Annotated in this window: 17 protein-coding genes; 12 read left to right on the top strand and 5 right to left on the bottom strand. The window is 66.1% G+C overall.

The window, feature by feature from the left end; all coding sequences use genetic code 11:
- Positions 1 to 13: 13 nt before the first annotated feature.
- Both U5809_RS26820 and U5809_RS26825 read left to right on the top strand, forming a co-directional pair.
- Entirely contained in the window at positions 14 to 1,480 is a 1,467-nt protein-coding gene (locus tag U5809_RS26820) for a flippase (protein WP_282510808.1), read from the top strand.
- Positions 1,477 to 3,951 (top strand): glycosyltransferase family 4 protein, encoded by a 2,475-nt coding sequence (locus tag U5809_RS26825; protein WP_322088724.1) that lies wholly within the window; start codon positions 1,477 to 1,479, stop codon positions 3,949 to 3,951. The genes U5809_RS26820 and U5809_RS26825 overlap by 4 nt, the downstream gene beginning before the upstream one ends.
- A gap of 378 nt (positions 3,952 to 4,329) precedes the next feature.
- Here U5809_RS26825 and U5809_RS26830 read toward each other — a convergent pair whose 3' ends face one another.
- Positions 4,330 to 5,508 carry an acyltransferase gene (locus U5809_RS26830; protein ID WP_322088725.1) on the bottom strand — a complete coding sequence of 393 codons (1,179 nt, stop codon included), beginning with the start codon at positions 5,506 to 5,508 and terminating at the stop codon, positions 4,330 to 4,332.
- A 216-nt stretch (positions 5,509 to 5,724) separates the two neighbouring features.
- On the opposite strand from U5809_RS26830, the gene U5809_RS26835 reads away from it, so the two are divergent.
- Positions 5,725 to 5,868: a hypothetical protein gene (locus U5809_RS26835; RefSeq protein ID WP_006479318.1), complete on the top strand. Its 144-nt coding sequence runs from the start codon at positions 5,725 to 5,727 to the stop codon at positions 5,866 to 5,868.
- Between the two features lie 229 nt (positions 5,869 to 6,097).
- The gene (gene galU, locus U5809_RS26840) at positions 6,098 to 6,985 is read left to right on the top strand and encodes a UTP--glucose-1-phosphate uridylyltransferase GalU (RefSeq protein ID WP_034185830.1); all 888 of its coding nucleotides are present in this window, start codon (positions 6,098 to 6,100) and stop codon (positions 6,983 to 6,985) included.
- A gap of 361 nt (positions 6,986 to 7,346) precedes the next feature.
- Here the strand turns inward: galU and U5809_RS26845 are convergent, their stop codons facing one another.
- Positions 7,347 to 8,465: an acyltransferase gene (locus tag U5809_RS26845; RefSeq protein ID WP_322088726.1), complete on the bottom strand. Its 1,119-nt coding sequence runs from the start codon at positions 8,463 to 8,465 to the stop codon at positions 7,347 to 7,349.
- Between the two features lie 267 nt (positions 8,466 to 8,732).
- Here U5809_RS26845 and U5809_RS26850 point away from each other — a divergent pair, with 267 nt between their 5' ends.
- Together U5809_RS26850 and U5809_RS26855 are read left to right on the top strand one after the other, a co-directional pair.
- The gene (locus U5809_RS26850; RefSeq protein ID WP_034185832.1) at positions 8,733 to 9,182 is read left to right on the top strand and encodes an HU family DNA-binding protein; all 450 of its coding nucleotides are present in this window, start codon (positions 8,733 to 8,735) and stop codon (positions 9,180 to 9,182) included.
- A gap of 295 nt (positions 9,183 to 9,477) precedes the next feature.
- On the top strand, positions 9,478 to 10,269 hold the full coding sequence (locus U5809_RS26855) for an AadA family aminoglycoside 3''-O-nucleotidyltransferase (RefSeq protein WP_322088727.1): 792 nt from the start codon (positions 9,478 to 9,480) through the stop codon (positions 10,267 to 10,269).
- A gap of 60 nt (positions 10,270 to 10,329) precedes the next feature.
- On the opposite strand, the gene U5809_RS26860 is transcribed toward U5809_RS26855, so the two are convergent.
- The 3 genes from U5809_RS26860 to U5809_RS26870 all read right to left on the bottom strand — a co-directional run bounded on the left by U5809_RS26860 (position 10,330) and on the right by U5809_RS26870 (position 13,683).
- Complete coding sequence (locus U5809_RS26860; RefSeq protein WP_322088728.1) at positions 10,330 to 10,803, bottom strand: VOC family protein; 474 nt, start codon at positions 10,801 to 10,803, stop codon at positions 10,330 to 10,332.
- Between the two features lie 390 nt (positions 10,804 to 11,193).
- On the bottom strand, positions 11,194 to 12,351 hold the full coding sequence (locus U5809_RS26865; RefSeq protein WP_322088729.1) for a porin: 1,158 nt from the start codon (positions 12,349 to 12,351) through the stop codon (positions 11,194 to 11,196).
- Positions 12,352 to 12,744: 393 nt separating this feature from the next.
- A complete protein-coding gene (locus U5809_RS26870) occupies positions 12,745 to 13,683 on the bottom strand; it encodes a YihY/virulence factor BrkB family protein (RefSeq protein WP_322088730.1) in 939 nt (312 codons plus the stop codon).
- Between the two features lie 142 nt (positions 13,684 to 13,825).
- Between U5809_RS26870 and fdnG the strand changes: the two genes are divergently transcribed.
- The 6 genes from fdnG (at position 13,826) to selB (ending at position 22,927) form a co-directional block, all read left to right on the top strand.
- Entirely contained in the window at positions 13,826 to 16,897 is a 3,072-nt protein-coding gene (gene fdnG, locus U5809_RS26875; protein ID WP_322088731.1) for a formate dehydrogenase-N subunit alpha, read from the top strand.
- Positions 16,898 to 16,907: 10 nt separating this feature from the next.
- On the top strand, positions 16,908 to 17,822 hold the full coding sequence (fdxH, locus tag U5809_RS26880; RefSeq protein ID WP_043177545.1) for a formate dehydrogenase subunit beta: 915 nt from the start codon (positions 16,908 to 16,910) through the stop codon (positions 17,820 to 17,822).
- Positions 17,819 to 18,445: a formate dehydrogenase subunit gamma gene (locus U5809_RS26885; protein WP_322088732.1), complete on the top strand. Its 627-nt coding sequence runs from the start codon at positions 17,819 to 17,821 to the stop codon at positions 18,443 to 18,445. Before fdxH ends, U5809_RS26885 begins: the two co-directional genes overlap by 4 nt.
- Positions 18,446 to 18,554: 109 nt before the next feature.
- Positions 18,555 to 19,490, top strand: coding sequence for a formate dehydrogenase accessory protein FdhE (fdhE, locus tag U5809_RS26890; protein ID WP_322088733.1), 936 nt, complete (start codon positions 18,555 to 18,557; stop codon positions 19,488 to 19,490).
- Positions 19,491 to 19,565: 75 nt separating this feature from the next.
- The gene (selA, locus tag U5809_RS26895) at positions 19,566 to 21,005 is read left to right on the top strand and encodes an L-seryl-tRNA(Sec) selenium transferase (protein ID WP_322088734.1); all 1,440 of its coding nucleotides are present in this window, start codon (positions 19,566 to 19,568) and stop codon (positions 21,003 to 21,005) included.
- Positions 21,002 to 22,927 carry a selenocysteine-specific translation elongation factor gene (selB, locus tag U5809_RS26900; RefSeq protein WP_322088735.1) on the top strand — a complete coding sequence of 642 codons (1,926 nt, stop codon included), beginning with the start codon at positions 21,002 to 21,004 and terminating at the stop codon, positions 22,925 to 22,927. Before selA ends, selB begins: the two co-directional genes overlap by 4 nt.
- Positions 22,928 to 22,947 lie beyond the last annotated feature (20 nt).

Consider the following 22,947-nt stretch of genomic DNA (forward strand, 5'->3'; position numbering starts at 1 on the left):
ACAAGGCATAAGCATGGACAAAGGCATACTCAAGAACGTATCGATCAACTTCGTCGGGCTGATCCTGCCGACCTTCGTGTCGCTGGTGACGGTGCCGGCTTATATCCACGCGCTCGGCGTCGAGCGCTATGGCGTCGTCAGCCTCGTGTGGACGCTGATCGGCTATTTCGGGATCCTCGATCTCGGGATGAGCATGGCCGCGCAGAACCACATCTCGAAGGCGCTCGCGAGCGGCAACGCCGACGAAAGCGCACGCGTGTTCTGGAGCGCGTTCTGGTTGAACCTCGGCACCGGCATCGTGGGCGGGCTGCTGATCTATTTCGGCGCGTTCATCTATACCGCGTACTTCACGAAGGTCTCGGCCGCGATGCAGCACGAGGTGTATCTCGCGCTGCCGTGGCTCGCGCTCGCGATTCCGCTCGCGAACGTGTCGTGGGTGTTCGCCGGCGCGATCAACGGTGCCGAGCGGTTCGGCGTGTTCAACACGAACCAGACGATCGGCACGTTCCTGTTCCAGCTGCTGCCGCTCGCCGCCGCATGGTGGATCGCGCCGAACCTGCAGACGGTGCTTGCCGCGGCCGTCGTCGCGCGCCTGATCGCGGCGGTGATGCTCGGCCAGGCCAGCATCAAGGTGCTCGGGATCCGGCGCATCGATCCGCCGCAGTGGGGTACCGCGAAAGGGCTGTTCAACTTCGGCGGCTGGATGCTGATCGCGAGCACCACGAGCATGATCGCCGACACGCTCGACCGCGTGATGCTCGGCGCCGGCATGGGGGCGAAGTTCGTCACCTACTACACGGTGCCGCAGAACCTCGTCACGCGCCTGAACATGCTGCCGAACGCGCTCGTGCGCACGCTGTTCCCGCGCTTGTCGGCGGTGGGCCGCGATCATGCGGACACGCTCGCGCGCCAGTCGCTCGAATTCCTGAACGGCGTGTTCACGCCGGTCGGCATCGTCGCGATCTTCGCGCTTGCGCCGTTTCTCACGCTGTGGGTCGGCTCGGATCTCGCCGCGCATTCGGCGCCGGTCGGCCGCGTGCTGGTGATCAGCGTGTGGCTCGTCGGCCAGGCGAGCGTCACGCGGATCCTGATCCAGTCGCAGGTCAATCCGGCGCGCGCGGCATTCGCCGGGCTCGTCCAGATGCCGTTCTTCGTCGGCGGCCTGTGGTTCGGCATCCATCACTTCGGACTGGTCGGCGCGGCGGTGGTCGTCGCGGCGCGCGCGTTCGTCGACTACGGCGTGCTGCTGTACCTGTCGGCGATCCGGATGCGCGCGATCGTGCTCGACATGCTCGCGCACCTCGCGTTCCTGCTGGCGAGCCTGTTCCTGGCGCAGGCATGGCCGGGGCTCGGCGAGTCGATCGGCATGTGCGCGATCGTGCTCGTACTGAACGTCGCGTGGTCGCTCACGATGACGCCTGGGCTGCGCGCGCTCGTGCGCGACCTGTTTGTCCGTCTCAATGCGAGGAAAACCGTATGAATCGCGATCTGGCGGAACACGCCGTATTGAATCTCGCCACGGCCGATGGCGCCGTGGCCGAAGCCGGCGATGTCGCCGCCCTGCGCCGGCCCGTGCCGGCCGGGCGCGCCAGCGCGCGGCAGCCGTCGCGCGCGCTGCGCGTGGCGATCGTCCACGACTGGCTCGTCACCTATGCCGGCGCCGAGCGCGTGCTCGAGCAGATCGTCGCGTGCTTTCCCGACGCCGACCTGTTCAGCCTCGTCGATTTCCTCGACGACCGCGCGTTCGTGCGCGGCAAGCCGGTGACGACGTCGTTCATCCAGAAGCTGCCGTTCGCGCGCACCAAGTACCGCAGCTACCTGCCGCTGATGCCGCTCGCGATCGAGCAGCTCGACGTGTCCGAGTACGACCTCGTGATCTCGAGCAGCCACGCGGTCGCGAAGGGCGTGCTGACGGGGCCGGACCAGGTGCACATCAGCTATGTGCATTCGCCGATCCGCTATGCGTGGGATCTGCAGCACCAGTATCTGGAACAGTCGAACCTCACGCGCGGGCCGAAATCGCTGCTCGCGCGGATGATCCTGCACTACATCCGCAACTGGGACACGCGCACCGCGAACGCGGTGGACGGTTTCGTCGCGAACTCCGCGTTCATCGCGCGGCGCATCAAGAAGGTCTACCACCGCGACGCGGCCGTGATTTTCCCTCCGGTCGACGTCGACGCGTTTTCGCTGAACGCCGAGAAGGACGATTTCTACCTGACCGCGTCGCGGATGGTGCCGTACAAGAAGATCGACCTGATCGTCGAGGCCTTCTCGCGCACACCGGAGCGCAAGCTCGTCGTGATCGGCGACGGCCCCGAGATGCAGAAGATCCGCGCGAAGGCCGGCCCGAACGTCGAGATCATGGGCTACCAGCCGTTCGCGGTGCTGCGCGACCGGATGCGGCGTGCGAAGGCGTTCGTGTTCGCGGCCGAGGAGGATTTCGGGATCTCGGTCGTCGAGGCGCAGGCTTGCGGCACGCCGGTGATCGCCTACGGCAAGGGCGGTGCGCTCGAAACCGTGCTCGACCCGCAATCGGACCTGAACCCGACCGGGCTGTTCTTCGACGAACAGACGCCGCATGCGATCGTCGCGGCCGTCGACGATTTCGAACGCGCGCCGCAGCGCTTCACGCCGACTGCCTGCCGCACGAACGCGGAGCGGTTTTCCGCCGATACGTTCCGGCGGCGCTTCCTCGATTATGTCGAGGCGGCGCTGCCCGGCTCGACCGCGCAGCGCGGCACGGCGATCGCGCCGATGCCGGCCGCGCGCGGCCCCGCGACGCTCGTGCTCGACCAGAGCGGCGTGCTCGGCGGCGCCGAGCTGTCGCTGCTCGAGATCATGAAGCACATGCGCGCGAACGCCGACGTGCTGCTGTTCGACGATGGCCCGTTCCGCGCGGCGCTCGACGAGATCGGCGCGCGAGTCGACGTGGTCGACCAGGGCGCGCTGGCGGGGGTGCGCAAGCAGGGCGGCGTGTCGCTCGGCGCGGTGAAGCAGCTCGTGCGGCTGGTGCGCGATGTCGCGCGCCGCGCACGCCGTGCCGAAGTGATCTACGCGAATACGCAGCGCGCAATGGTGGTTGCGGCGCTGGCTGGGCGGATCGCACGCAAGCCGGTGGTCTGGCACCTGCGCGACATCGTCAGCACCGACCATTTCGGCAGCAAGCAGTTGCTCGCGATCAAGTACTGCGCGCGGTTTGGTATCACGCGCGTGATCGCGAACTCCGACGCATCCGCGCAGGCGTTCCGTACGCTGACGGGCTTCACGCCGCAGCACGTCGACGTCGTGTTCAACGGCATTTCTGCCGAGCCGTTCGATGCGCTGGAAGGCGTCAGCCAGGCCGCGCTGCGCGCGCGTCTCGGGTTGCCCGAGCACGCGTGGCTCGTCGGTTCGTTCAGCCGTCTCGCACGCTGGAAGGGGCAGCACGTGCTGCTGGAGGCGGCTGCGCGGCATCCCGACATGCACGTGGTGCTGGTCGGCGCGCCGCTGTTCGGCGAGGACGAATACGCGGCGCAGCTGCACGAGTACGTCGCGCGACACGGGATGGACGATCGCGTGCATTTTCTCGGGTTCCAGCGCGACGTGGCCGCCTGCATGACGGCGGTCGACGTCGTCGCGCATACGTCAATCACGCCGGAGCCGTTCGGGCGCGTGATCGTCGAAGGGATGCTCGCGCGCCGGCCGGTCGTCGCGGCTCGCGCGGGCGGCGTCGTCGAGATCATCGAGGACGGCGACAACGGGCTGCTCTGCGAGCCGGGCGATGCGACCGCGCTGGCCAACGCGCTGGATACGCTGAAGCGCGACGGTGCGCTGCGCGAGCGGCTCGTCGCGAGCGGGCGCGCGACGGCGGTGCGACGGTTCGGCACCGAGACCTATGTGGAGCGCGTCGAGAAGATCCTCTCGGATACGGCGAAGGCCGCGAAGGCTGCGAAGTCGAAGAAGCAGTAGCCGTCGCCGGCGTGCGCCGGCGGGAAACGAGCCCCCACGCGGCGTTACGCCGCTTGGGGGCTTTGCTTTTCAGGGTGCCTGGTTTGTCGGGCGAATGGCGGGCAGGCGGTTTGCGCGGTGCGGGAGGTGTGTGCGGTGCGAGGTGTGCGGTGCGGGATCGACCGATCGCATTTCGATGACGATCCTGAAGCGACGACCCGCGCCGGGGCAGTCATGTGGCGGAAACAGGCCGGAGGCGGCCCACGCGGGCCGTAGCGCCGTCGGACGGCAGCGGGCTGCCCAACCCCGCGCAACCCGGCATGCAACCGCGTGCCGACCATGAAAAAGCCCCCGCGCGGCCCAACACCGCACGGGGGCTTCGACAGCCTGCCGATCGCGTCAGATGGCCCGTTCGGGCGCCGGCGCGACGACGCGGGCCGGGCGCGTCGGCTTGAAGCTGGCCGACCACATCATCGCCGGCCGTTCGAACATCCGGTAGAACAGGTACGCGACCGGGATCGCGGCGGCCATGAACGCGAACGACGGCCAGATCGACAGTTGCAGTTCGGAGTGGAACAGCACCGAGCCGAGGCAGACGAACAGCGGCAGGTGGACGAGGTACAGCGAGTAGCTGAAGTCGCCGAACCAGCTCAGCACGCGCAGCGGCGGCGTCGGGCGCGGCGGGCGGGCGAGCGCACGGTACAGGAAGCACGCGAAGCCGGCCGACCACAGCTGGAATGCACCGTACTGGCCGAAATGGAACGCGCCGCAGCCGGCGGCCAGCAGCACGGCGGCCGCGACGTACCACGCACGCGACGGCACGGTGGCGGCCGCGCCGCGCGCTTGCTGCGCACGCACGTCGGCGATCCACGCGCCGATCGTCCAGGACAGCCAGTACGACGTGAAGAACTGCAGGTCGTGCCGCTCGAGCAGCCACGCCGACGCGACGTTGACGAGCGCGATCGCGGCCACGACGGCCGGCATGCCGATGCGCCGGCGCAGCGCGAACAGCAGCGGGTAGATCGCGTAGAACTGCACCTCGAGCGACAGCGTCCACAGCGCGCCGTTCGACCCGTACGTGTAGCCGGCCATGCCTTGCAGCGAGAACAGGTTCACGAGGAACGCGACGATGCCGACGTCGCGGATCTTGTGGCTGACGGGCTCGATCTGCAGGCTGACCGAGTCGAGCGCGAGCGTGAACAGCAGCGCGGCGAGCAGCACCGGGTAGATGCGCGCGAACCGGCGTACCCAGAAGTTCGGCGCATCGAGCCGGTACGCGGGATTGGCCGCGAGCTTGAGCGCCGCGTTGCGGTGGATGCAGTAGCCGCTGATCACGAAGAAGATCGGCACGCCGGCCGAGCCCCACGCGAACGGGAAGGTCAGGTAGCCGGCGATCACGCCCGGGTTCAGTGCATGACCGTAAGCCTGATGGAAGCTCTGCATGCCGACCCAGACGACCTGCCGGCAGTGGAAATAGGCGACGAGCAGCGCCGCGAAGCCGCGCATCGCGTCGATCACGTGTTCCTTGTGATCGGCGACAGGCGGCGCGGTCAGAGACGATCCGCTGAAAGCTTGCATGCGATTCGATTCCTTGCGACGGATGGAGGGGATGTTTCATCCAATCGTAATGCGCAAGAATTCGATCAATGAATAAAAAAATCTCGCCCGGAAATAACAGTATTCCACATGATGGGTTTATCCCGGTCTGAAAGCGGTTCCGCAGGCGCGTCAATTATTTACCGATTTTTTTCTGATAGTTTGAAGCTCCAGTTGATTGATGCAAGGAGCGGCAAGATGGACATGCATTGGATCGCGAGCGCTGCAGTACTGCTGGTCATGGCCGTGCTGTCGGCGTACCGCGAGGCGCTGAAGAACGAACCGATTCGCCCGGGTCTCGAACGGGGCGGCGTGCCCTATATCGAGGAATTTGAATCGTAAGGATTTGTATCCGGAAAATCGGTAATTTGTTTCTGCCTCGGCACTCGGTCCGGCAATATCGACCGAATGGAAGGGATTATATTTTTTTCGGAATCATTGGGCAATCGTCCATATCGATAATGAGCGGAGTGGAATTGGCAGTACCGTCGATTCTCGATATGCCGTTCGGAACACAATCGCGCCGGGTCGCTGGTCGACGCGGCGCAGTCAACGCAATCAGGATGCGAACATGTTGAAAGTCACCAAGGCCGTGTTCCCCGTTGCCGGTCTCGGCACGCGGTTCCTCCCGGCAACGAAGGCGAGCCCGAAGGAAATGTTGCCCGTCGTCGACAAGCCGCTGATTCAGTACGCGGTCGAGGAAGCGATCAACGCCGGTATCACCGAGATGATCTTCGTCACCGGGCGCAGCAAGCGCGCGATCGAGGATCACTTCGACAAGTCGTACGAGATCGAGGCCGAACTCGAGGCGCGCGGCAAGGAAAAGCTGCTGGAACTCGTGCGCGGCATCAAGCCGAGCAACGTCAACTGCTTCTACGTGCGCCAGCCGGAAGCACTCGGCCTCGGCCATGCGGTGCTGTGCGCGGAGAAGCTCGTGCACGGCGAGCCGTTCGCGGTGATCCTCGCCGACGACTTGCTGCACGGCGAGCAGCCGGTGCTCAAGCAGCTCGTCGACGTGTTCGACCACTATCACAGTTCGGTGATCGGCGTCGAGACGATCGCGCGCGAGGACAGCCGCTCGTACGGCGTCGTCGAAGGCCGCGAATGGGAAGAGGACGTCATCAAGCTGTCGGGCATCATCGAGAAGCCGGCGCCCGAAGATGCGCCGTCGAATCTCGGCGTGGTCGGCCGCTACGTGTTCATGCCGACGATCTTCGATCATCTGCGCAAGCTCAAGCCGGGCGCCGGCGGCGAGCTGCAGCTGACCGATGCGGTCCAGTCGCTGCTCGCAAACGAGCAGGTGCTCGCGTATCGCTACTTCGGCACGCGCTTCGACTGCGGCAGCAAGATCGGCTATCTCAAGGCAACCGTCGAGCTCGCGCTCCAGCATCCGGAAGTGAGCCGCGAATTCGAGGCATACCTGCGTACCTGCTTGCCCGCGCTGGCTGCTGTCGCATAAGCAGCTGCGCGCTCCGTTGTTTCAGGTGGTGGTTGTTCCGTTGGCCCCGGCCGCTCAGGCGCCGGGGCTTTTTTGTATCCGCGCGTGCGCGATCGTGGTGCGCGCAGCCGCCGGTTCGTGCCGGATTCGAGCTTGGGCGGCGCGCCGGGTGAGGTGGCGTGTTGCGCGTGAAACCGGTGCCGAAGCGCTGGCCCAGGGCGAGTGCTTCGGCGGTTTCGTTGGCGTGACGTGCGTTGATGTACGTTGACGTGTGTGCCGGCACCGGGCCGGCCGGCGTCGCGCGATGAAGTCGCGCCGCTCGCCGGGCAACGCGAAGAGGGCGTTGCCTTTCCTTTGGGGCGGGTGCGCGTCTGCGTGACGTTCAGCGCGGCGACGTGCTCGGCTGCGCGGCGAAGTGCCGGGCGAGCATCGTGGCGATCGGTTTCTTGAAGTCGAGCAGCCGCTTTTCGAGATAACGCCAGGAGAGGTGCGCAAGCAGGACGGCGAGCGCGAATTGCAGCATCTCGGGGAGCGCTTCGCGGACGAATTCCGGTATCGGCACATGTGCGAAAGATGCGGGCAGCATGCCGAAGCGCGTCGGAATCAGGTTGTGGAACAGGTAGAAGCCGTAGCTGATCGTGCCGAGATAGACGAGCGGGCCCCAGTCGAGCAATGCGACGACCGGATGTTCGGGTTCGCTGACGATCCACAGCATCAGTGTGCCGAGCGACGCGGACAGGCCGAGATCCGCGAGCCCCGCGACCGCGTCGGGCAGCGTCGTGCACGCGGGCAGCGCGAGGAAGAACACGACGCCTGCGGCGCCGAGCCAGCCGGGCGGAACGCGTCGCACGGCGGCTGCACCGCGATCGGCGAGCGCCATCGCGCCGACGCCGCCGAGCGCGATCAGTGCGAAATTCCACGGGGAAAACGCGTAGATCAGTACCGGCGAGGCATCGGCCAGATAGAGCGCGAGATGCGCGATCGCGCACAGCGCGACGGCCGCGATGCCGAGCGCGACATGTCGTGCGGCAGGCACCGCGAGCAACGCGAGCGGTGCGATCAGATAGAACTGCTGTTCAACCGCGAGGCTCCAGAAGTGCGACGTGGAGCCCGGCCAGCCGTCCTTCACGACGCCGATCCAGTAATTCGACAGGAACACCGCATGCCACGCGAGCCCGAGGTTGACGCCGCGCTGGTAGAACAGCGCGTGCGCGATTGCGAGCGCGGCGAGCAGCAGGTAGTACACGGGAAAGATCCGCAGCGCGCGCTTCGCGAGGAACAGCGCGAACGCGTGGCGGCGCGTCATGGTGCCGCACTCGACGGCCTGGCGGTTGCGATGCAGTTCGCCGACGATCAGGAATCCGCTGATGAGGAAAAACGTCCACACACCAAGCTTGCCGACGTCGACGGCAAGGACGTGGCCCTTGTGGGACAGGAAAACGAGGATGACGGCGAGGGCTCGCAGGCCGTCGAGTCCTTTGACGTATCTGGCTTCGCGCATGGAGGCATCCGGGCATTGAGCGAGCCCAGTATAGGTGCGCAAATATCGAACGTAATTCGCGTTCGGGCTCGTTTAGACGCATACGTAAAGGCGTTTTTGGATGCTCAAGCGTCGATGAAGTCGGTCGCGCGCAACAAAACCTGCGGGAAACCCCGCGAAAACGCATAAAAGTACTGCACGAAGCGTCAAGGCGCTTGTAGAATCCGGCGTTGAAGCGCGCGCGTTGCACGCTTCGTGTATCCAACGACCACACCTGGTAGGAGAAACATGGCGACTTCCGCAAAAAAGGTGGCCAAGAAGGCTGCCGCACCGGCCACCAAGAAAGTGGCTGCAAAAAAGGCTGCGCCCGCGAAGAAAGTAGTGGCCAAGAAGGCTGTCGCGAAGGCAGCACCGGCTGCTCCGACGCCGCTGAAGGACAAGTTCACGAAGGCATCGCTCGCAACGCACATCGCTGAGCGCGCAGCTGTCGAAGTGAAGGCGGTCAAGGCAGTGCTCGCCGCACTCGAGAACGTCGTGCTGGGCTCGGTCCACAAGAAGGGCGCAGGCGAATTCACGCTGCCGGGTCTGCTGAAGATCACGGCACAAGTCGTGCCGGCGAAGAAGAAGCGCTTCGGCAAGGATCCGTTCTCGGGCGAAGAGCGTTGGTTCCCGGCGAAGCCGGCCAGCGTGCGCGTGAAGGCACGTGCGCTGAAGAAGTTGAAGGACGCGGCAGCGTAATGCCGCGCAACGACTGCCGAATACATGTCGGCAGCCGTTGCGGAGTCCTGCGATCCCCGTACGCGAAAGCGTGCGGGGATTTTTATTGCGCCGCGCAAATCGCGCGGCAGCGAAGCGGCGGTGCGGCGACGATGGGCAGCACGACGCGCGAGGTGCAACGCATCGCATGCCGTCCATGCTTAATGCCGAACGGTGAACTGCAAACCGCAGTTGCGCGGGACGCGGTTTCACCGCAGCCCGGCGCACGCGTCGCGCCCGCGACGCCCGTTGCCAGCGCATCGCAAGTCCCGCCGTCGTGACTGGATTCATCCCGGACGAAATCGCCGTACAGGTCGCTGCCGCACGCACTGCGATCGAGCGGCATTGCGGCGCGACGCTGGAAGCCATCCACCTGTTCGGATCGGCGCTCGACGGCGGATTGAAACCGCGCAGCGACATCGACTTGCTGGTGACGGTGACGGCGCGACCCGACGAAGCGGTGCGGCATGCGTTGATGCACGATCTGCTCGACGTGTCGGCGCCGCCGGGTGGTGCAGGCGGCATGCGCGCACTGGAGATTACCGTCGTCGCGCACGGCGACGTGGTGCCGTGGCGTCATCCGGCGCGGCGCGAACTGCAGTTCGGCGAGTGGCTGCGCCGCGATCTCGATGCGGGCATCGTCGAACCGCCGCTCGTCGATCACGATCTGGCGATCCTGTTGACGAAGGCGCGACAGCACAGCATCGCGTTGTTCGGGCCGCCTGCGGCCGCGCTGTTCGAGCCGGTGCCCGCGCGCGATTTCGTCGTCGCGCTGCTCGCGACCGTTGCGCAATGGAACGCCGAACCGGACTGGCGCGGCGACGAGTGCAACGTGGTGCTCGCGCTCGCGCGCATCTGGTACAGCGCCGCGACCGGCACGATTGCACCCAAGGACGTCGCCGCGGCATGGGTGCTGGAGCGCCTGCCTCACGCGTTTCGGCCGGTGGTGGCAGCCGCGCGCGACGCCTATCTCGATGGCGACGCGGGCGCGGCAATCCTGTCCGGCGAGCCGCTCGCCGCCTTCATCGGCTACGCGCGGCGAACCGTCGAATCGATGCTGCGGGCGTAGCGGCAGCTACCGGGCGCGTGATCGGTGCGCGGTCATGCATGCGCGGCGCGACGTGCGTCGTCAGCCCGCCGTGCCCGCGAAGGCGGCCTTCAGTGCGGCGTCGTCGAACTTGACCATCTGCATCATCGCCGCGGCCACGCGCGCCGCCTTGACCGGGTCGCGGTCGGTCATCATCGGGATGAGCGCTTCCGGAACGATCTGCCACGACACGCCATAGCGATCCCTCAGCCAGCCGCAGGCGTCGGCCGTGCCGCCGTTGTCGAGCAGCGCGTTCCAGTAGCGGTCGAGTTCCGCCTGGCTGGCGCAACTGACCAGTAGCGAGATCGCGTGATTGAACGTTTCCGTGCGTGCGTGGCTCATCGCGAAGAACGGCTGGCCGAACAGCTCGAATTCGACCATTCGCGTGCCGTCGGTGCCGGGCACCGCCGTGACGCGCACGACGCGCGAATCCGGAAAGATGCCTGCGTAGAAGGCCGCTGCTTCTTCGGCTTCCGTCGAATACCAGAGAAAAGGCGTGATCTTCTGAATCGTCATGACGAATCTCCTGTGTGAATGGGGCGACGTGCGAACCCGTGCCGCCATCGATACGACGGACGACGGTTGCCGAAATCGACACGCCGCGGCATATCGCCATCGCACCGGACGAGCGGGGCCGGCAGTGCGGATGGTAGTCGCTCGGCTAACGGATGGCGACCGGCGCGGTTATCCGCAAACGGTGTTCCCGGCGCTTTGCAGCCGCCAGGCGCCGTTGCCGGCCGGTCGGCGTGCTCGGGCTCGGGCTCGGGTTCGGGGTGGCGGCCCGTGCAGGCGCCGTCGGCACGCGGGAGGCGGACGAAAAAAAGCCAGTCGCGGCCGAAACCGGGACTGGCTTTCCAGGTCGGCGGCAAGGCGTCGGAGACGCAGTGCACGCCGGAAACGTACTTCTTAGAACTTGTGACGCAGGCCGAGAGCGACCATTTCGGCCGAGCTCTTGCCGGCGAAGCCGTACGAGCCGATCGAAGCTTGCGCGTTCTGTTGAACGCCGTCGACGAGCTGCGTGCCGCTTGCGTGCTGATATGCGCCGACCAGGTAGACGTCCGTGCGCTTCGACAGCGAGTAGTCCGCGCCCAGCGAAACCTGGTGGTACTTCGCGGTCGTGTCGCCGCTCGACTTCGTGTACGAGTAGCCGAGACCCAGCAGCAGCGGTGCCGTAACCTGGTACGTCACGAAGCCGCGGCCCGTGTTGTACTTCTCGGTCGAACCGAAGCCCGACGATGCGTCCGGCTTGTATTGCGCGTTGCTGTAGCCGAGGCCGACCGTAACCGGGCCGATCACATACTGACCTGCAACCTGGGCGATCGCGATCGACTTCGCCGTCACGTAACCCGAGTTGATCGGGCCGTCGACGATGTTGTCCGACGTCGTCGAACCCCAGCCCGAGCGGAGGCCTGCAGCCGTCGGCGTCGGGTTGTTCGCGTAGAAGTAGCCTGCTGCAACGCCGACCGGGCCGTTGTTGTAGGCAGCTGCGACCGACCACGTCTGGCCTGCGCCCGTCTTGCCTGCGACGCCGCCGAGGGCGTACATGCCTTCAGCCTGGAAGCCAGCGATCACCGGCGACGTGTACTTGATTGCGTTGCTGACGCGCAGGCTGTTGTCGTTGTTGTCGACGTCACCCGGCGTGGCGAACGTGCTGCCGAAGTAGTTGTCAGCCGTGACTGCCTGGACCAGGTCGACCAGCGGGTCGTACTGGCGGCCGAGCGTCAGCGTGCCGTACTGGCTGCTTTCGAGGCCGACGAATGCCTGACGGCCGAACATGCGACCACCCTGGTTCAGCTTGCCGGTGCCCGGATCAAAACCGTTTTCCAACTGGAAGATCGCCTTCAGGCCACCGCCGAGGTCTTCTGCACCCTTCAGGCCGAAGCGGCTACCTTGCAGGTTGCCCGACAGCATTTGGACCGAGTTGTTGGACTGGCCGTCATTGCCGTGCACCCAAGCGATCGACGTGTCGATCACGCCGTACAGCGTCACGCTCGATTGAGCATGAGCAGCACCAGCGGCGCCCAGCAGGGCGAGCGAGAGGGTCGAGAGAGCGAGTTTCTTCATCGTTGAGTTTCTCCACGCAAGTGATTCATCGTTATTTGTTGCGGATTGGAGAATAGCTCAGTGCCATAGACGCAAGAAAGCTTAAAAAATAAAGTGTCTCGAAAAGGTAACAGCGTGAAAAAGTCCATATATATCAAGCACATCAGCAACTGTTCCTGTTTTTGAAATAGTTGACAATTGCTGCGCCGCGATTGTTTCAAAAGTCGATGCGCCGGACGGCAGGTTGCGTGTTTCGCCGGGTTCTGCCATGGAAATGGGGGTGTGCAAACGTTTGCTGTTGCGGCAATGTCCATGCGGACACGCAAGATGCGTGTCAACGCCGCGCAAATGCGCGGCGGATTGCGTGGTTGCAAATGGGCGGGCAGGTGTGCGGGGCGCTTGCGGCGGGGTAAATCAGTCGCCGCGCGTGCGGTCGTTGCCGGGGCCGGGTTGTGGTTGGGCGGACGCAGCCGGTGCGGCGCCTGCCGGCCGATGCGCATTGCCGCGCGCCGCCGCGAATTCCGCGCCGAGCAGCAGCACGATCGCGGAGAAGTACAGCCACATCAGCAGGACCGCGAACGATCCGGCCGCGCCGAATGCGCTGGCCGTGCCCGCATGCGCGAGATACAGCGCGAACAGCTTCTTGCCGCCGGAGAACAGGATCGCGGACACGATGCCGCCGACCGCGGCGTCGCGCCAAGCGACGCGCGCATCGGGCAGGAACTTCATCAACGACGCGAACGCAGCCGCGAGCACGGCGATGCCGACGAAGAACTGCACGAGGTTCGTGACGACCACATACGGCGAATTGCCGAGCAGCCAGGTGCCGACGAACGTGATCGCGGTGTCGAGCACGAGCGACACGATCAGCAGGAACGCGACGCCGAGCACGAGTCCGAACGAGATCAACCGCACGCGCACGAGCCCGAGCATGCTCGACCAGCGATTCTCGGTAGCCGGCCAGATCACGCTGAGCGCGGCGCTGAGCGACGCGAACGTGGCCGACGCGCCGATGGCGAGCGCGGCGAACGAGATCAGGGTGGCCAGGCCGCCGCGCTCGCCCGCGCGGTGAGCGTTCTGCACGATCGTCTGGATGCTGGCCGCCGCGTCGTCGCCGATCAGCTGGTGCGCCTGCTCGAATACCTGGCCGCGCGCGGCATCGTCGCCGTAGAACCAGCCGGCCACCGCGATCACCATCACGAGCATCGGCGCGAGCGAGAACGCGGAGAAAAACGCGATGCCCGCGGCCATCGCGGAGCAGCGGTCGGACGAGAAACGCTTGAACGCGTTGAGGGCCCAGTTGGCCTGTTGCTGGGCAAGACGGGTTGCTTCGGAGGTGATCTGTCGTTTCATGACGGTTCGGTTGCGCGCGGAACGCGGATCATCGTTGGTAATCAGACAATTCAGTATTGATCCGAGGATTCGAACATAGTTGCGCGAACTGTCTATAATTCCTTTCAGTTTCCCCACCCCCACAATAACGCCGAGACCAGCCATGCTACAAATGTCCCGGCGCCAGTTCCTGAAGGTGACGGCTACGTCGCTTGCCGGATCGAGTCTAGCCCTGATGGGCTTCTCTCCGTCCGAAGCGCTCGCCGAAGTCCGACAGTACAAGCTGGCGCGCACAGTCGAAACGCGCAACACCTGTCCTTACTGTTCAGTGGGTTGCGGCATCCTGATGTACAGCCTCGGCGACGGCGCGAAAAACGCTCAGCCGAGCATCATCCACATCGAGGGCGATCCCGACCATCCCGTCAATCGCGGCACGCTGTGCCCGAAGGGCGCGAGCCTGATCGACTTCATCCACAGCCCGAACCGCCTGACGCACCCCGAGTATCGCGCGCCCGGCTCGGACAAGTGGGAACCGATTTCGTGGAACGACGCGCTCGACCGCATCGCGAAGCTGATGAAGGCCGACCGCGACGCGAACTTCGTCGAGACGGCTGAAGACGGTGCGAAGGTCAACCGCTGGCTTACGACCGGCATGCTGGCCGCGTCGGCGGGCAGCAACGAGGTCGGCTACCTGACGCACAAGACCATCCGCAGTCTCGGGATGCTCGCATTCGACAATCAGGCGCGTGTCTGACATGGCCCGACGGTGGCAGGTCTTGCCCCGACGTTTGGCCGTGGAGCGATGACGAACCATTGGGTCGACATCAAGAACGCGGACGTGATTCTCGTGATGGGCGGCAATGCAGCCGAGGCCCATCCGTGCGGTTTCAAGTGGGTAACGGAGGCGAAGGCGCACCGCAAGGCGCGGCTGATCGTCGTCGACCCGCGCTTTACGCGTACGGCCTCGGTGGCCGATTACTACGCGCCGATCCGCACCGGCACCGACATCGTCTTCCTGGGCGGCGTCATCAACTATCTGCTGACGAACGACAAGATCCAGCACGAGTACGTGAAGAACTACACGGACTTCTCGTTCATCGTGCGCGAGGATTTCGCGTTCAACGACGGCATCTATTCCGGCTATGACGCGGAGAAGCACGCGTACCCGGACAAATCGAGCTGGGACTACGAGCTCGGCGACGACGGCTTCGTGAAGGTCGACCCGACGCTGCAGCATCCGCGTTGCGTGTACAACCTGCTGAAGCAGCACTACGCGCGCTATACCCAGGACATGGTCCAGCAGGTCTGCGGCACGCCGAAGGAGAAATTCCTGAAGGTGTGCGAGATGCTCGCGACCACGGCCGTTCCCGGCCGCGCCGGCACGGTGCTGTACGCGCTCGGCTGGACCCACCATTCGATCGGCGCGCAGATCATCCGCACCGGCGCGATGGTGCAGCTGCTGCTCGGCAACATCGGCATCGCCGGCGGCGGGATGAACGCGCTGCGCGGGCACTCGAACATCCAGGGGTTGACCGACCTCGGGCTGATGTCGAACCTGCTGCCGGGCTACATGACGCTGCCGATGCAGTCCGAGCAGGATTTCGACGGCTACATCAAGAAGCGCGTGCAGCTGCCGCTGCGGCCGAACCAGTTGAGCTACTGGAAGAACTACAAGGCCTTCCACGTCAGCTTCATGAAGTCCTGGTGGGGTGATGCCGCGACCGCCGAGAACAACTGGGCCTACGACTACCTGCCGAAGCTGGACAAGCAGTACGACCTGCTGCAGGCGATCGAGCTGATGAATGCCGGCAAGATGAACGGCTACATCTGCCAGGGCTTCAACCCGCTCGCGGCGGCGCCGTCGAAGGTGAAGACGGCGGCGGGCCTCGCGAAGCTGAAGTGGCTCGTGATCATGGATCCGCTCGCGACCGAGACGTCCGAATTCTGGAAGCATCACGGCGACTACAACGACGTCGATGCGTCCAAGATCCAGACCGAGGTGTTCCGTCTGCCGACCACGTGCTTCGCGGAGGAAAACGGCTCGCTCGTGAGTTCGAGCCGTGTGCTGCAGTGGCACTGGAAGGGCGCGGAGCCGCCGGGCGAAGCGAAGAGCGACCTCGAGATCATGTCGGGGCTGTTCCTGCGCATGCGCAAGATGTACCAGAAGGACGGCGGCAAGTATCCGGACCCGATCGTCAACCTGACGTGGCCGTACTCGAATCCGGAAAGCCCGACGCCCGAAGAGCTTGCAATGGAGTTCAACGGAAAGGCGCTCGCCGACCTGCCTGATCCGAAGGATCCGGCCAAGGCGCTCGTGAAGAAGGGCGAGCAGCTCGCCGCGTTCGCGCAGCTGAAGGACGACGGCACGACCGCGAGCGGCTGCTGGATCTTCTGCGGTGCGTGGACGCAGGCCGGCAACCAGATGGGACGGCGCGACAACTCCGACCCGACCGGCATCGGCCAGACGCTGAACTGGGCGTGGGCGTGGCCGGCGAACCGGCGGATCCTGTACAACCGTGCATCGTGCGACGTCGCCGGCAAGCCGTTCGACCCGACCCGCAAGCTGATCGGGTGGAACGGCAGCGCGTGGAAGGGCGCCGACATTCCCGACTTCAAGGCGGACGAAACGCCCGAGAACGGGATGGGGCCGTTCATCATGAATCCGGAAGGTGTCGCGCGCTTCTTCGCGCGTGCGGGGATGAACGAAGGTCCGTTCCCCGAGCACTACGAGCCGTTCGAGACGCCGATCGGCACGAACCCGCTGCACCCGAACAACCCGCTGGCGCTGAACAACCCGGCCGCCCGCGTGTTTCCGGACGACCGCGCGTCGTTCGGTCAGGCGCCGGAGTTCCCGCATGCCGCGACGACGTACCGGCTGACCGAGCACTTCCATTACTGGACCAAGCATGCACGGCTTAACTCGATCATCCAGCCCGAGCAATTCGTCGAGATCGGCGAAGACCTCGCGAAGGAAGTCGGCGTCGCGCATGGCGAGCGCGTGAAGGTGTCGTCCAAGCGCGGCTACATCATCGCGGTCGCCCTCGTCACGAAGCGGATCAAGCCGCTGATGGTCGACGGCAAGAAGGTCCAGACGGTCGGCGTCCCGTTGCACTGGGGCTTCAAGGGTCTGACGAAGCCCGGCTATCTCGCCAATACCCTGACTCCGTCCGTGGGTGACGGCAACTCCTATACACCGGAATTCAAGTCGTTCCTGGTGAAGGTCGAAAAGGCGTAAGGGGAAAGAGATGGCATTGCAATCGCTGGATATCAAGCGCGTCTCGGCCACCACGACGCCACCGCCCACGGTGCGCGAACCGGTGACCGGGAGCGTCGCGAAGCTGATCGACGTATCGAAGTGCATCGGCTGCAAGGCATGCCAGACGGCATGCATGGAGTGGAACGACCTGCGTGACGAGGTCGGCACCAACGTCGGCGTGTACGACAACCCGGCCGACCTGACCGAGCATTCGTGGACGGTCATGCGGTTCTCCGAATACGAGAACCCGGCCGGCGACCTCGAGTGGCTGATCCGCAAGGACGGCTGCATGCACTGCGAGGATCCGGGCTGCCTGAAGGCGTGTCCGTCGCCGGGCGCGATCGTGCAGTACAACAACGGGATCGTCGATTTCCACGAGGAGAACTGCATCGGTTGCGGCTATTGCGTGACCGGTTGCCCGTTCAACGTTCCGCGGATCTCGAAGAAGGATCATCGCGCGTACAAGTGCACGCTCTGTTCCGACCGCGTCGCGGTCGGCCAGGAACCGGCCTGCGTGAAGACCTGCCCGACGGGCGCGATCGTGTTCGGCACCAAGGAGGACATGAAGCAGCACGCGGCCGAGCGGATCGAGGACCTGAAGGAGCGCGGCTTCGAGCATGCGGGGCTGTACGACCCGCAGGGCGTCGGCGGCACGCACGTGATGTATGTGCTGCACCACGCCGACAAGCCCTCGCTGTACCACGGGCTGCCCGACAACCCGTCGATCAGCCCGATGGTGAAGCTGTGGAAGGGCATCGCGAAGCCGCTCGCGGTCGCCGGCATCGCGCTGACCGCGCTCGCCGGGTTCTTCCACTATGTCCGGGTTGGTCCGAACGAGGTGAGCGACGAAGAGGAATCGGCCGCGCGCGACGAGGCGCGACGCATCAAGGAGGACGCGAAATGAACCACGACGACCCCAACCTGATCGTCCGCTACTCGGCGAACGAGCGCACGAACCACTGGATCACCGCGATCACGTTCGTGCTGCTCGCGTTGTCCGGGCTCGCGCTGTTCCACCCGTCGATGTTCTGGCTGACCGCGCTGTTCGGCGGCGGCCAGTGGACGCGGATCCTGCATCCGTTCGTCGGCCTCGTGATGTTCGTGTCGTTCGCGATCCTCGTGGTGCGTTTCTGGAACCACAACGCGCTCGACGCGGACGATCGCCAGTGGCTGAAGCAGATCGGCGACGTGCTGACCAACCAGGAAGACAAGCTGCCGCCTGTCGGGCGCTATAACGCCGGGCAGAAGCTGCTATTCTTTACGCTGGTGGCTTGCCTGCTGCTGCTCCTGCTGTCGGGAGTCGTGATCTGGCGGCGCTACTTCTCGTTCTACTTCCCGATCGGGGTGATCCGCGCGGCCGCTGTCGTGCATGCCGTGGCGGCCTTCGTGCTGATCGCGAGCATCATCGTGCACATTTACGCGGCGTTGTGGGTGAAGGGTTCGATCGGCGCGATGGTGCGTGGCACCGTCACGCTGGGCTGGGCCCGCAAGCATCACCCGAAGTGGTTCCGTGAAAGCGTGAAATAACGCACCGGAGCGGGGCGGCTCGCCGGCCACGGCGGGGCGTTCCGTTCCTTCGCCGGAACTGCCCGAAAGCGCCGATGCGTCGGCGCTTGTTTATTTGGAAGACATTTCTGTGACACAACGCATTCTCGAACCGACCGAGATCTCGGCACTCGATCATTCGGCCATCCCGCGCTTTCGCCTGCCGGAGCGCGCCACCGCGTTCTCGGCACGCGCCGCGCGGCTGCGCAAGCTGGCCGACCTGAACCCGATCAGCGGCTACCTGCGGCTGATGGCCACCGTCGCCGATGCGCAGCACGCGACGCTGCAAACGCTCGAACTGCCGCTGCCGTCGAAGGAAGCGATCGCGCTTGCGCAGCAGCATTCGATGCCGCTCGTGCCGGCGCTCGACGGCGAGCGCAACCCGCAATGGCGTGCCGTGCTGTACGAACTGCTCGACCGCGTCGAAGGCGCCGGGCTCGTCAACCCGCAGCTCGCGAAGCTGCTCGACCGGCTGCGCCTGATGGCGCCCGCCGAACTCGACGCGCAGGCCGACGCGATCCTCGCGCTGCGCTTCGCCGAAGTCGACCCGGCCACCGCGCCGTTCCTGATGGCCGCGCTGCAGGTCGTCTGGACGGATCTGGCAAGCTGCGTGGCGCCGGCCGACGTCCCGTATCTCGACCAGCCGGGGCTGTGCCCCGTGTGCGGCACGCATCCGGTCGCGAGTGTCGTGCGGGTCGGCGGCCAGTACCAGGGCTACCGTTTCCTGCAATGCGGGCTGTGCACGACCGAATGGCACATGGTGCGCACGAAGTGCTCGCACTGCGATTCGACGAAGGGCATCGCCTATCACGGGATCGAAGGCGGCAGCGAAGCCGTCAAGGCCGAATCGTGCGACGAGTGCAAGACCTATCGCAAGATCGGTTATCAGGACAAGGACTACGAGTTCGAGCCGCTCGCGGACGATCTCGCGAGTCTCACGCTCGACCTGCTGATGAACGAGGCCGGCTATCAGCGCAGTTCGCCGAACCCGCTGCTGTGGCCGGACGTCGCGCGGGAAGCGGACTGACGGCACGAGGCCGGGGGCGGTGCGAGAGCGCCGGCGCCGGCCGACTGCGAAGCATGAGACTGGAGCCACAACTACGTGACCGAACCGGGTGTGAATGAATTGAATGCGGTGCTGGCGCGCGTGCCGTCCGTCGAGCGTGTGCTGTCGTCGGCACCGTTGCAACCGCTGATCGCTGACTATGGCCGCACGCGCGTGCTCAATGCCGTGCGCGCCGAACTGGAGCGCTGGCGTACCGCCGCGCAACACGATCCGGCCGCGGCGGAGCCGCTCGACGAGCCGCGTATCGCCGCCGTCATCGCGCGCACGCTGGCCGCGCAGAGCACCGGCGCCGTGCGTGCCGTGTTCAACCTGACCGGCACCGTGCTGCACACGAACCTCGGGCGCGCGCTGTTGCCCGACGACGCGGTGCGAGCGGTGGTCGACGCGCTCACGCAGCCCGTCAACCTCGAATTCGATCTCGCCACGGGCCGCCGCGGCGATCGCGACGACCTGATCGACGCTCTGCTATGCGAATTGACGGGCGCGGAAGCCGCGACCGTCGTCAACAACAATGCGGCGGCCGTGCTGCTGACGCTGTCGGCGCTCGCGACGAAGCGGGAAGTCGTCGTGTCGCGCGGCGAGCTGGTCGAAATCGGCGGCGCATTCCGCATTCCCGACATCATGAGCCGTGCCGGCGCGAAGCTGCATGAGGTCGGCACGACCAACCGCACGCATCTGCGCGATTATGCGGACGCGATCGGCCCGCGCACGGCGCTGCTGATGAAGGTGCATTGCAGCAACTACGCGATCAGCGGCTTCACGAAGGAGGCGACGCTCGCCGAACTCGCGCCGCTTGCGCGCGAGCACGGCGTGCCGGTTGCCGTCGATCTCGGCAGCGGCACGCTTGCCGACCTGTCGTTATGGGGCCTGCCGCACGAGACGACCGTGCAGGAAACCGTCGCCGCCGGCGCAAACATTGTCACGTTCAGCGGCGACAAGCTGCTCGGCGGGCCGCAGGCCGGCCTGATCGTCGGCGACCGCGCGCTGATCGCGAAGATCAAGAAACATCCGCTCAAGCGTGCGCTGCGTGTCGGCAAGCTGACGCTCGCGGCGCTCGAACCCGTGTTGCGCCTGTACCAGTCGCCCGAATTCCTGCGCGACCGGCTCACGACGCTGCGCCTGCTGACGCGGCCCCAGCGCGAGATCGCGGAGGCTGCCGAACGCGTGCGACCGGCGCTGCAGGGTGCGCTCGGCAGCGATTTCGACGTGACGGTCGAACCGATGTTCAGCCAGATCGGCAGCGGCGCGTTGCCGGTCGATCAACTGCCGAGCGCCGGGCTCGTCGTGCGCACGGCGGATGGCAAGCGCGGCGGCCGCGCGCTTGCGCAACTGGAGAAGCGTCTGCGCGAATGGCCGCGCCCGGTGATCGGCCGCATCGCCGACAACGCGCTGCGGCTCGACCTGCGCTGCCTCGAAGCCGCTGACGAAGCGGCGCTCGTCGCGCAATGCGAGACGCCGGCGGGGCCCGCTGCATGATCGTCGGGACCGCGGGACACATCGACCATGGCAAGACGACGCTGGTGCGTGCGCTGACGGGCGTCGATACCGACCGCCTGAAGGAAGAGAAGGCGCGCGGCATTTCGATCGAACTCGGTTACGCCTATACGCCGCTCGACAACGGCGAAGTGCTCGGCCTGATCGACGTGCCGGGGCACGAGAAGCTGATTCATACGATGGCGGCGGGCGCGTGCGGAATCGACTTCGCGCTGCTCGTGATTGCCGCCGACGACAGCGTGATGCCCCAGACGCGCGAGCATCTCGCGATCCTGCAACTGCTCGGCGTCACGCATGGCGCTGTCGCGCTGACCAAATGCGATCGCGTCGATGCCGCGCGCGTCGCCGAGGTGCGCGACGAGATCGGTGCGTGGCTGCACGACTCGACGCTGGCCGGCGTGCCGATCTTCGAAACGCGGGCAACCGCAACGGACGATCCCGGTGTCGCAGCGTTGAAGCGTCACCTGGCCGACGCGGCGATCGCGTGGCGTGCGCGCCGCGACGACGGGCTGTTCCGGCTCGCGGTCGATCGCGTGTTCACGCTCGCGGGGCAGGGTACGGTCGTGACGGGCACCGCGTTCGCGGGCCGCGTCGCGACGGGCGACACGCTCGCGATCGTGCGGTCCGGCGGCGCGGCGCGGGTGCGCAGCATCCATGCGCAGAACCGACCGGTCGAAGCCGGGCGGGCGGGTGAACGTTGCGCGCTGAACCTGGCCGGTGTCGACAAGGCCGACGTCGAGCGCGGCGATACCGTCGCCGATGCGCGGCTCGCCGCGACGTCGCCGCGTCTCGACGTCGAGCTGACGCTGCTCGCGGAGGCAGGGCTGTCGTTGACGCACTGGGCGCCGCTGCACGTGCATCTCGGCACGCTGCATCGCGTCGCGCATGTCGCGCTGCTCGATGGCGACGCGCTCGCGGCCGGCCAGCGGATGCGCGTGCAACTGGTGTTCGACGAACCGGTGTTCGCGCTGCCGGGCGACCGGTTCATCGTCCGTAATCCGCAGGCGACCCGCACCGTCGGCGGCGGCCGCGTGCTCGATCCGTTCGGGCCGGCGCGCAAGCGCCGTACGCCCGCGCGCCGCGCATGGCTCAACGCGCTGGCAGAATGGCTCGACGAAGGGCGTATCGATGCGCTGCTCGCGCAGGCGCCGCTCGGCATTGCGCGAACGACGCTTACGCATCTGACGGGATTCGCGCCGAATGCACTGGCGTTGCCGGACGACGCGCTGGCGATCGGGCAGCGCGACGCCGCGTCGAACGATGGCGAGGTGATTTCGCATGCGCACTGGCGTGCGCTGCAGGCGCGGGCGATCGATACGCTGCGTACGTATCACGAACGCATGCCCGACGAGCAGGGGCTCGACGCCGCGCGCCTGCGGCGGATGGCCGCGCCGCTCGCCGGCGATGCGCTGTGGCGTGCGCTCGTCGATGCGCTGGTGGCCGGCGGCGAAGTGGCGCGCAGCGGGCCGTGGCTGCATCTGCCATCGCATTCGGTGAGCCTGGAGCCGCGCGAGGAAGCGCTCGCGCAGCAACTGCTGCCGCTGATTCATGCGGGGCGCTTCGACCCGCCGTGGGTGCGCGACCTGGCCCGCGACACGGGCGCGGCCGAGGACGCGGTGCGCGCGTTGCTGCGCAAGCTCGCGCGGCGCGGCGACGTGCATCAGGTCGTACGCGACCTGTTCTATCACGCGGACGTCGCACGCGAGCTGGCGGAACTGGTCGCGCATCTCGCGCCGTCGCGCGGTGGCGGGCTCGATGCCGCGACATTCCGCGATGCGACGGGGCTGGGCCGCAAGCGCGCGATCCAGATTCTCGAGTTCTTCGATCGGGTTGGGTATACTCGCTTCCACCGCGATCTTCACTACCTGCGGCCTGACAGCGGTTGGGTGGGTATTCAGGCGTAGGCGCTCGTTGTTCTTTGGTT

Origin of the sequence: Burkholderia sp. BCC1999 (assembly GCF_905339975.1) — a bacterium.
Classification (GTDB): domain Bacteria; phylum Pseudomonadota; class Gammaproteobacteria; order Burkholderiales; family Burkholderiaceae; genus Burkholderia.

Excerpts from the sequence above, each read along its gene's own strand:
- U5809_RS26820 (WP_282510808.1), top strand. The coding sequence starts at position 14 with ATGGACAAAGGCATACTCAAGAACGTATCGATCAACTTCGTCGGGCTG.
- U5809_RS26825 (WP_322088724.1), top strand. The coding sequence starts at position 1,477 with ATGAATCGCGATCTGGCGGAACACGCCGTATTGAATCTCGCCACGGCC.
- U5809_RS26830 (WP_322088725.1), bottom strand. The coding sequence starts at position 5,508 with ATGCAAGCTTTCAGCGGATCGTCTCTGACCGCGCCGCCTGTCGCCGAT.
- U5809_RS26835 (WP_006479318.1), top strand. The coding sequence starts at position 5,725 with ATGGACATGCATTGGATCGCGAGCGCTGCAGTACTGCTGGTCATGGCC.
- galU (WP_034185830.1), top strand. The coding sequence starts at position 6,098 with ATGTTGAAAGTCACCAAGGCCGTGTTCCCCGTTGCCGGTCTCGGCACG.
- U5809_RS26845 (WP_322088726.1), bottom strand. The coding sequence starts at position 8,465 with ATGCGCGAAGCCAGATACGTCAAAGGACTCGACGGCCTGCGAGCCCTC.
- U5809_RS26850 (WP_034185832.1), top strand. The coding sequence starts at position 8,733 with ATGGCGACTTCCGCAAAAAAGGTGGCCAAGAAGGCTGCCGCACCGGCC.
- U5809_RS26860 (WP_322088728.1), bottom strand. The coding sequence starts at position 10,803 with ATGACGATTCAGAAGATCACGCCTTTTCTCTGGTATTCGACGGAAGCC.
- U5809_RS26865 (WP_322088729.1), bottom strand. The coding sequence starts at position 12,351 with ATGAAGAAACTCGCTCTCTCGACCCTCTCGCTCGCCCTGCTGGGCGCC.
- U5809_RS26870 (WP_322088730.1), bottom strand. The coding sequence starts at position 13,683 with ATGAAACGACAGATCACCTCCGAAGCAACCCGTCTTGCCCAGCAACAG.
- fdxH (WP_043177545.1), top strand. The coding sequence starts at position 16,908 with ATGGCATTGCAATCGCTGGATATCAAGCGCGTCTCGGCCACCACGACG.
- U5809_RS26885 (WP_322088732.1), top strand. The coding sequence starts at position 17,819 with ATGAACCACGACGACCCCAACCTGATCGTCCGCTACTCGGCGAACGAG.
- selB (WP_322088735.1), top strand. The coding sequence starts at position 21,002 with ATGATCGTCGGGACCGCGGGACACATCGACCATGGCAAGACGACGCTG.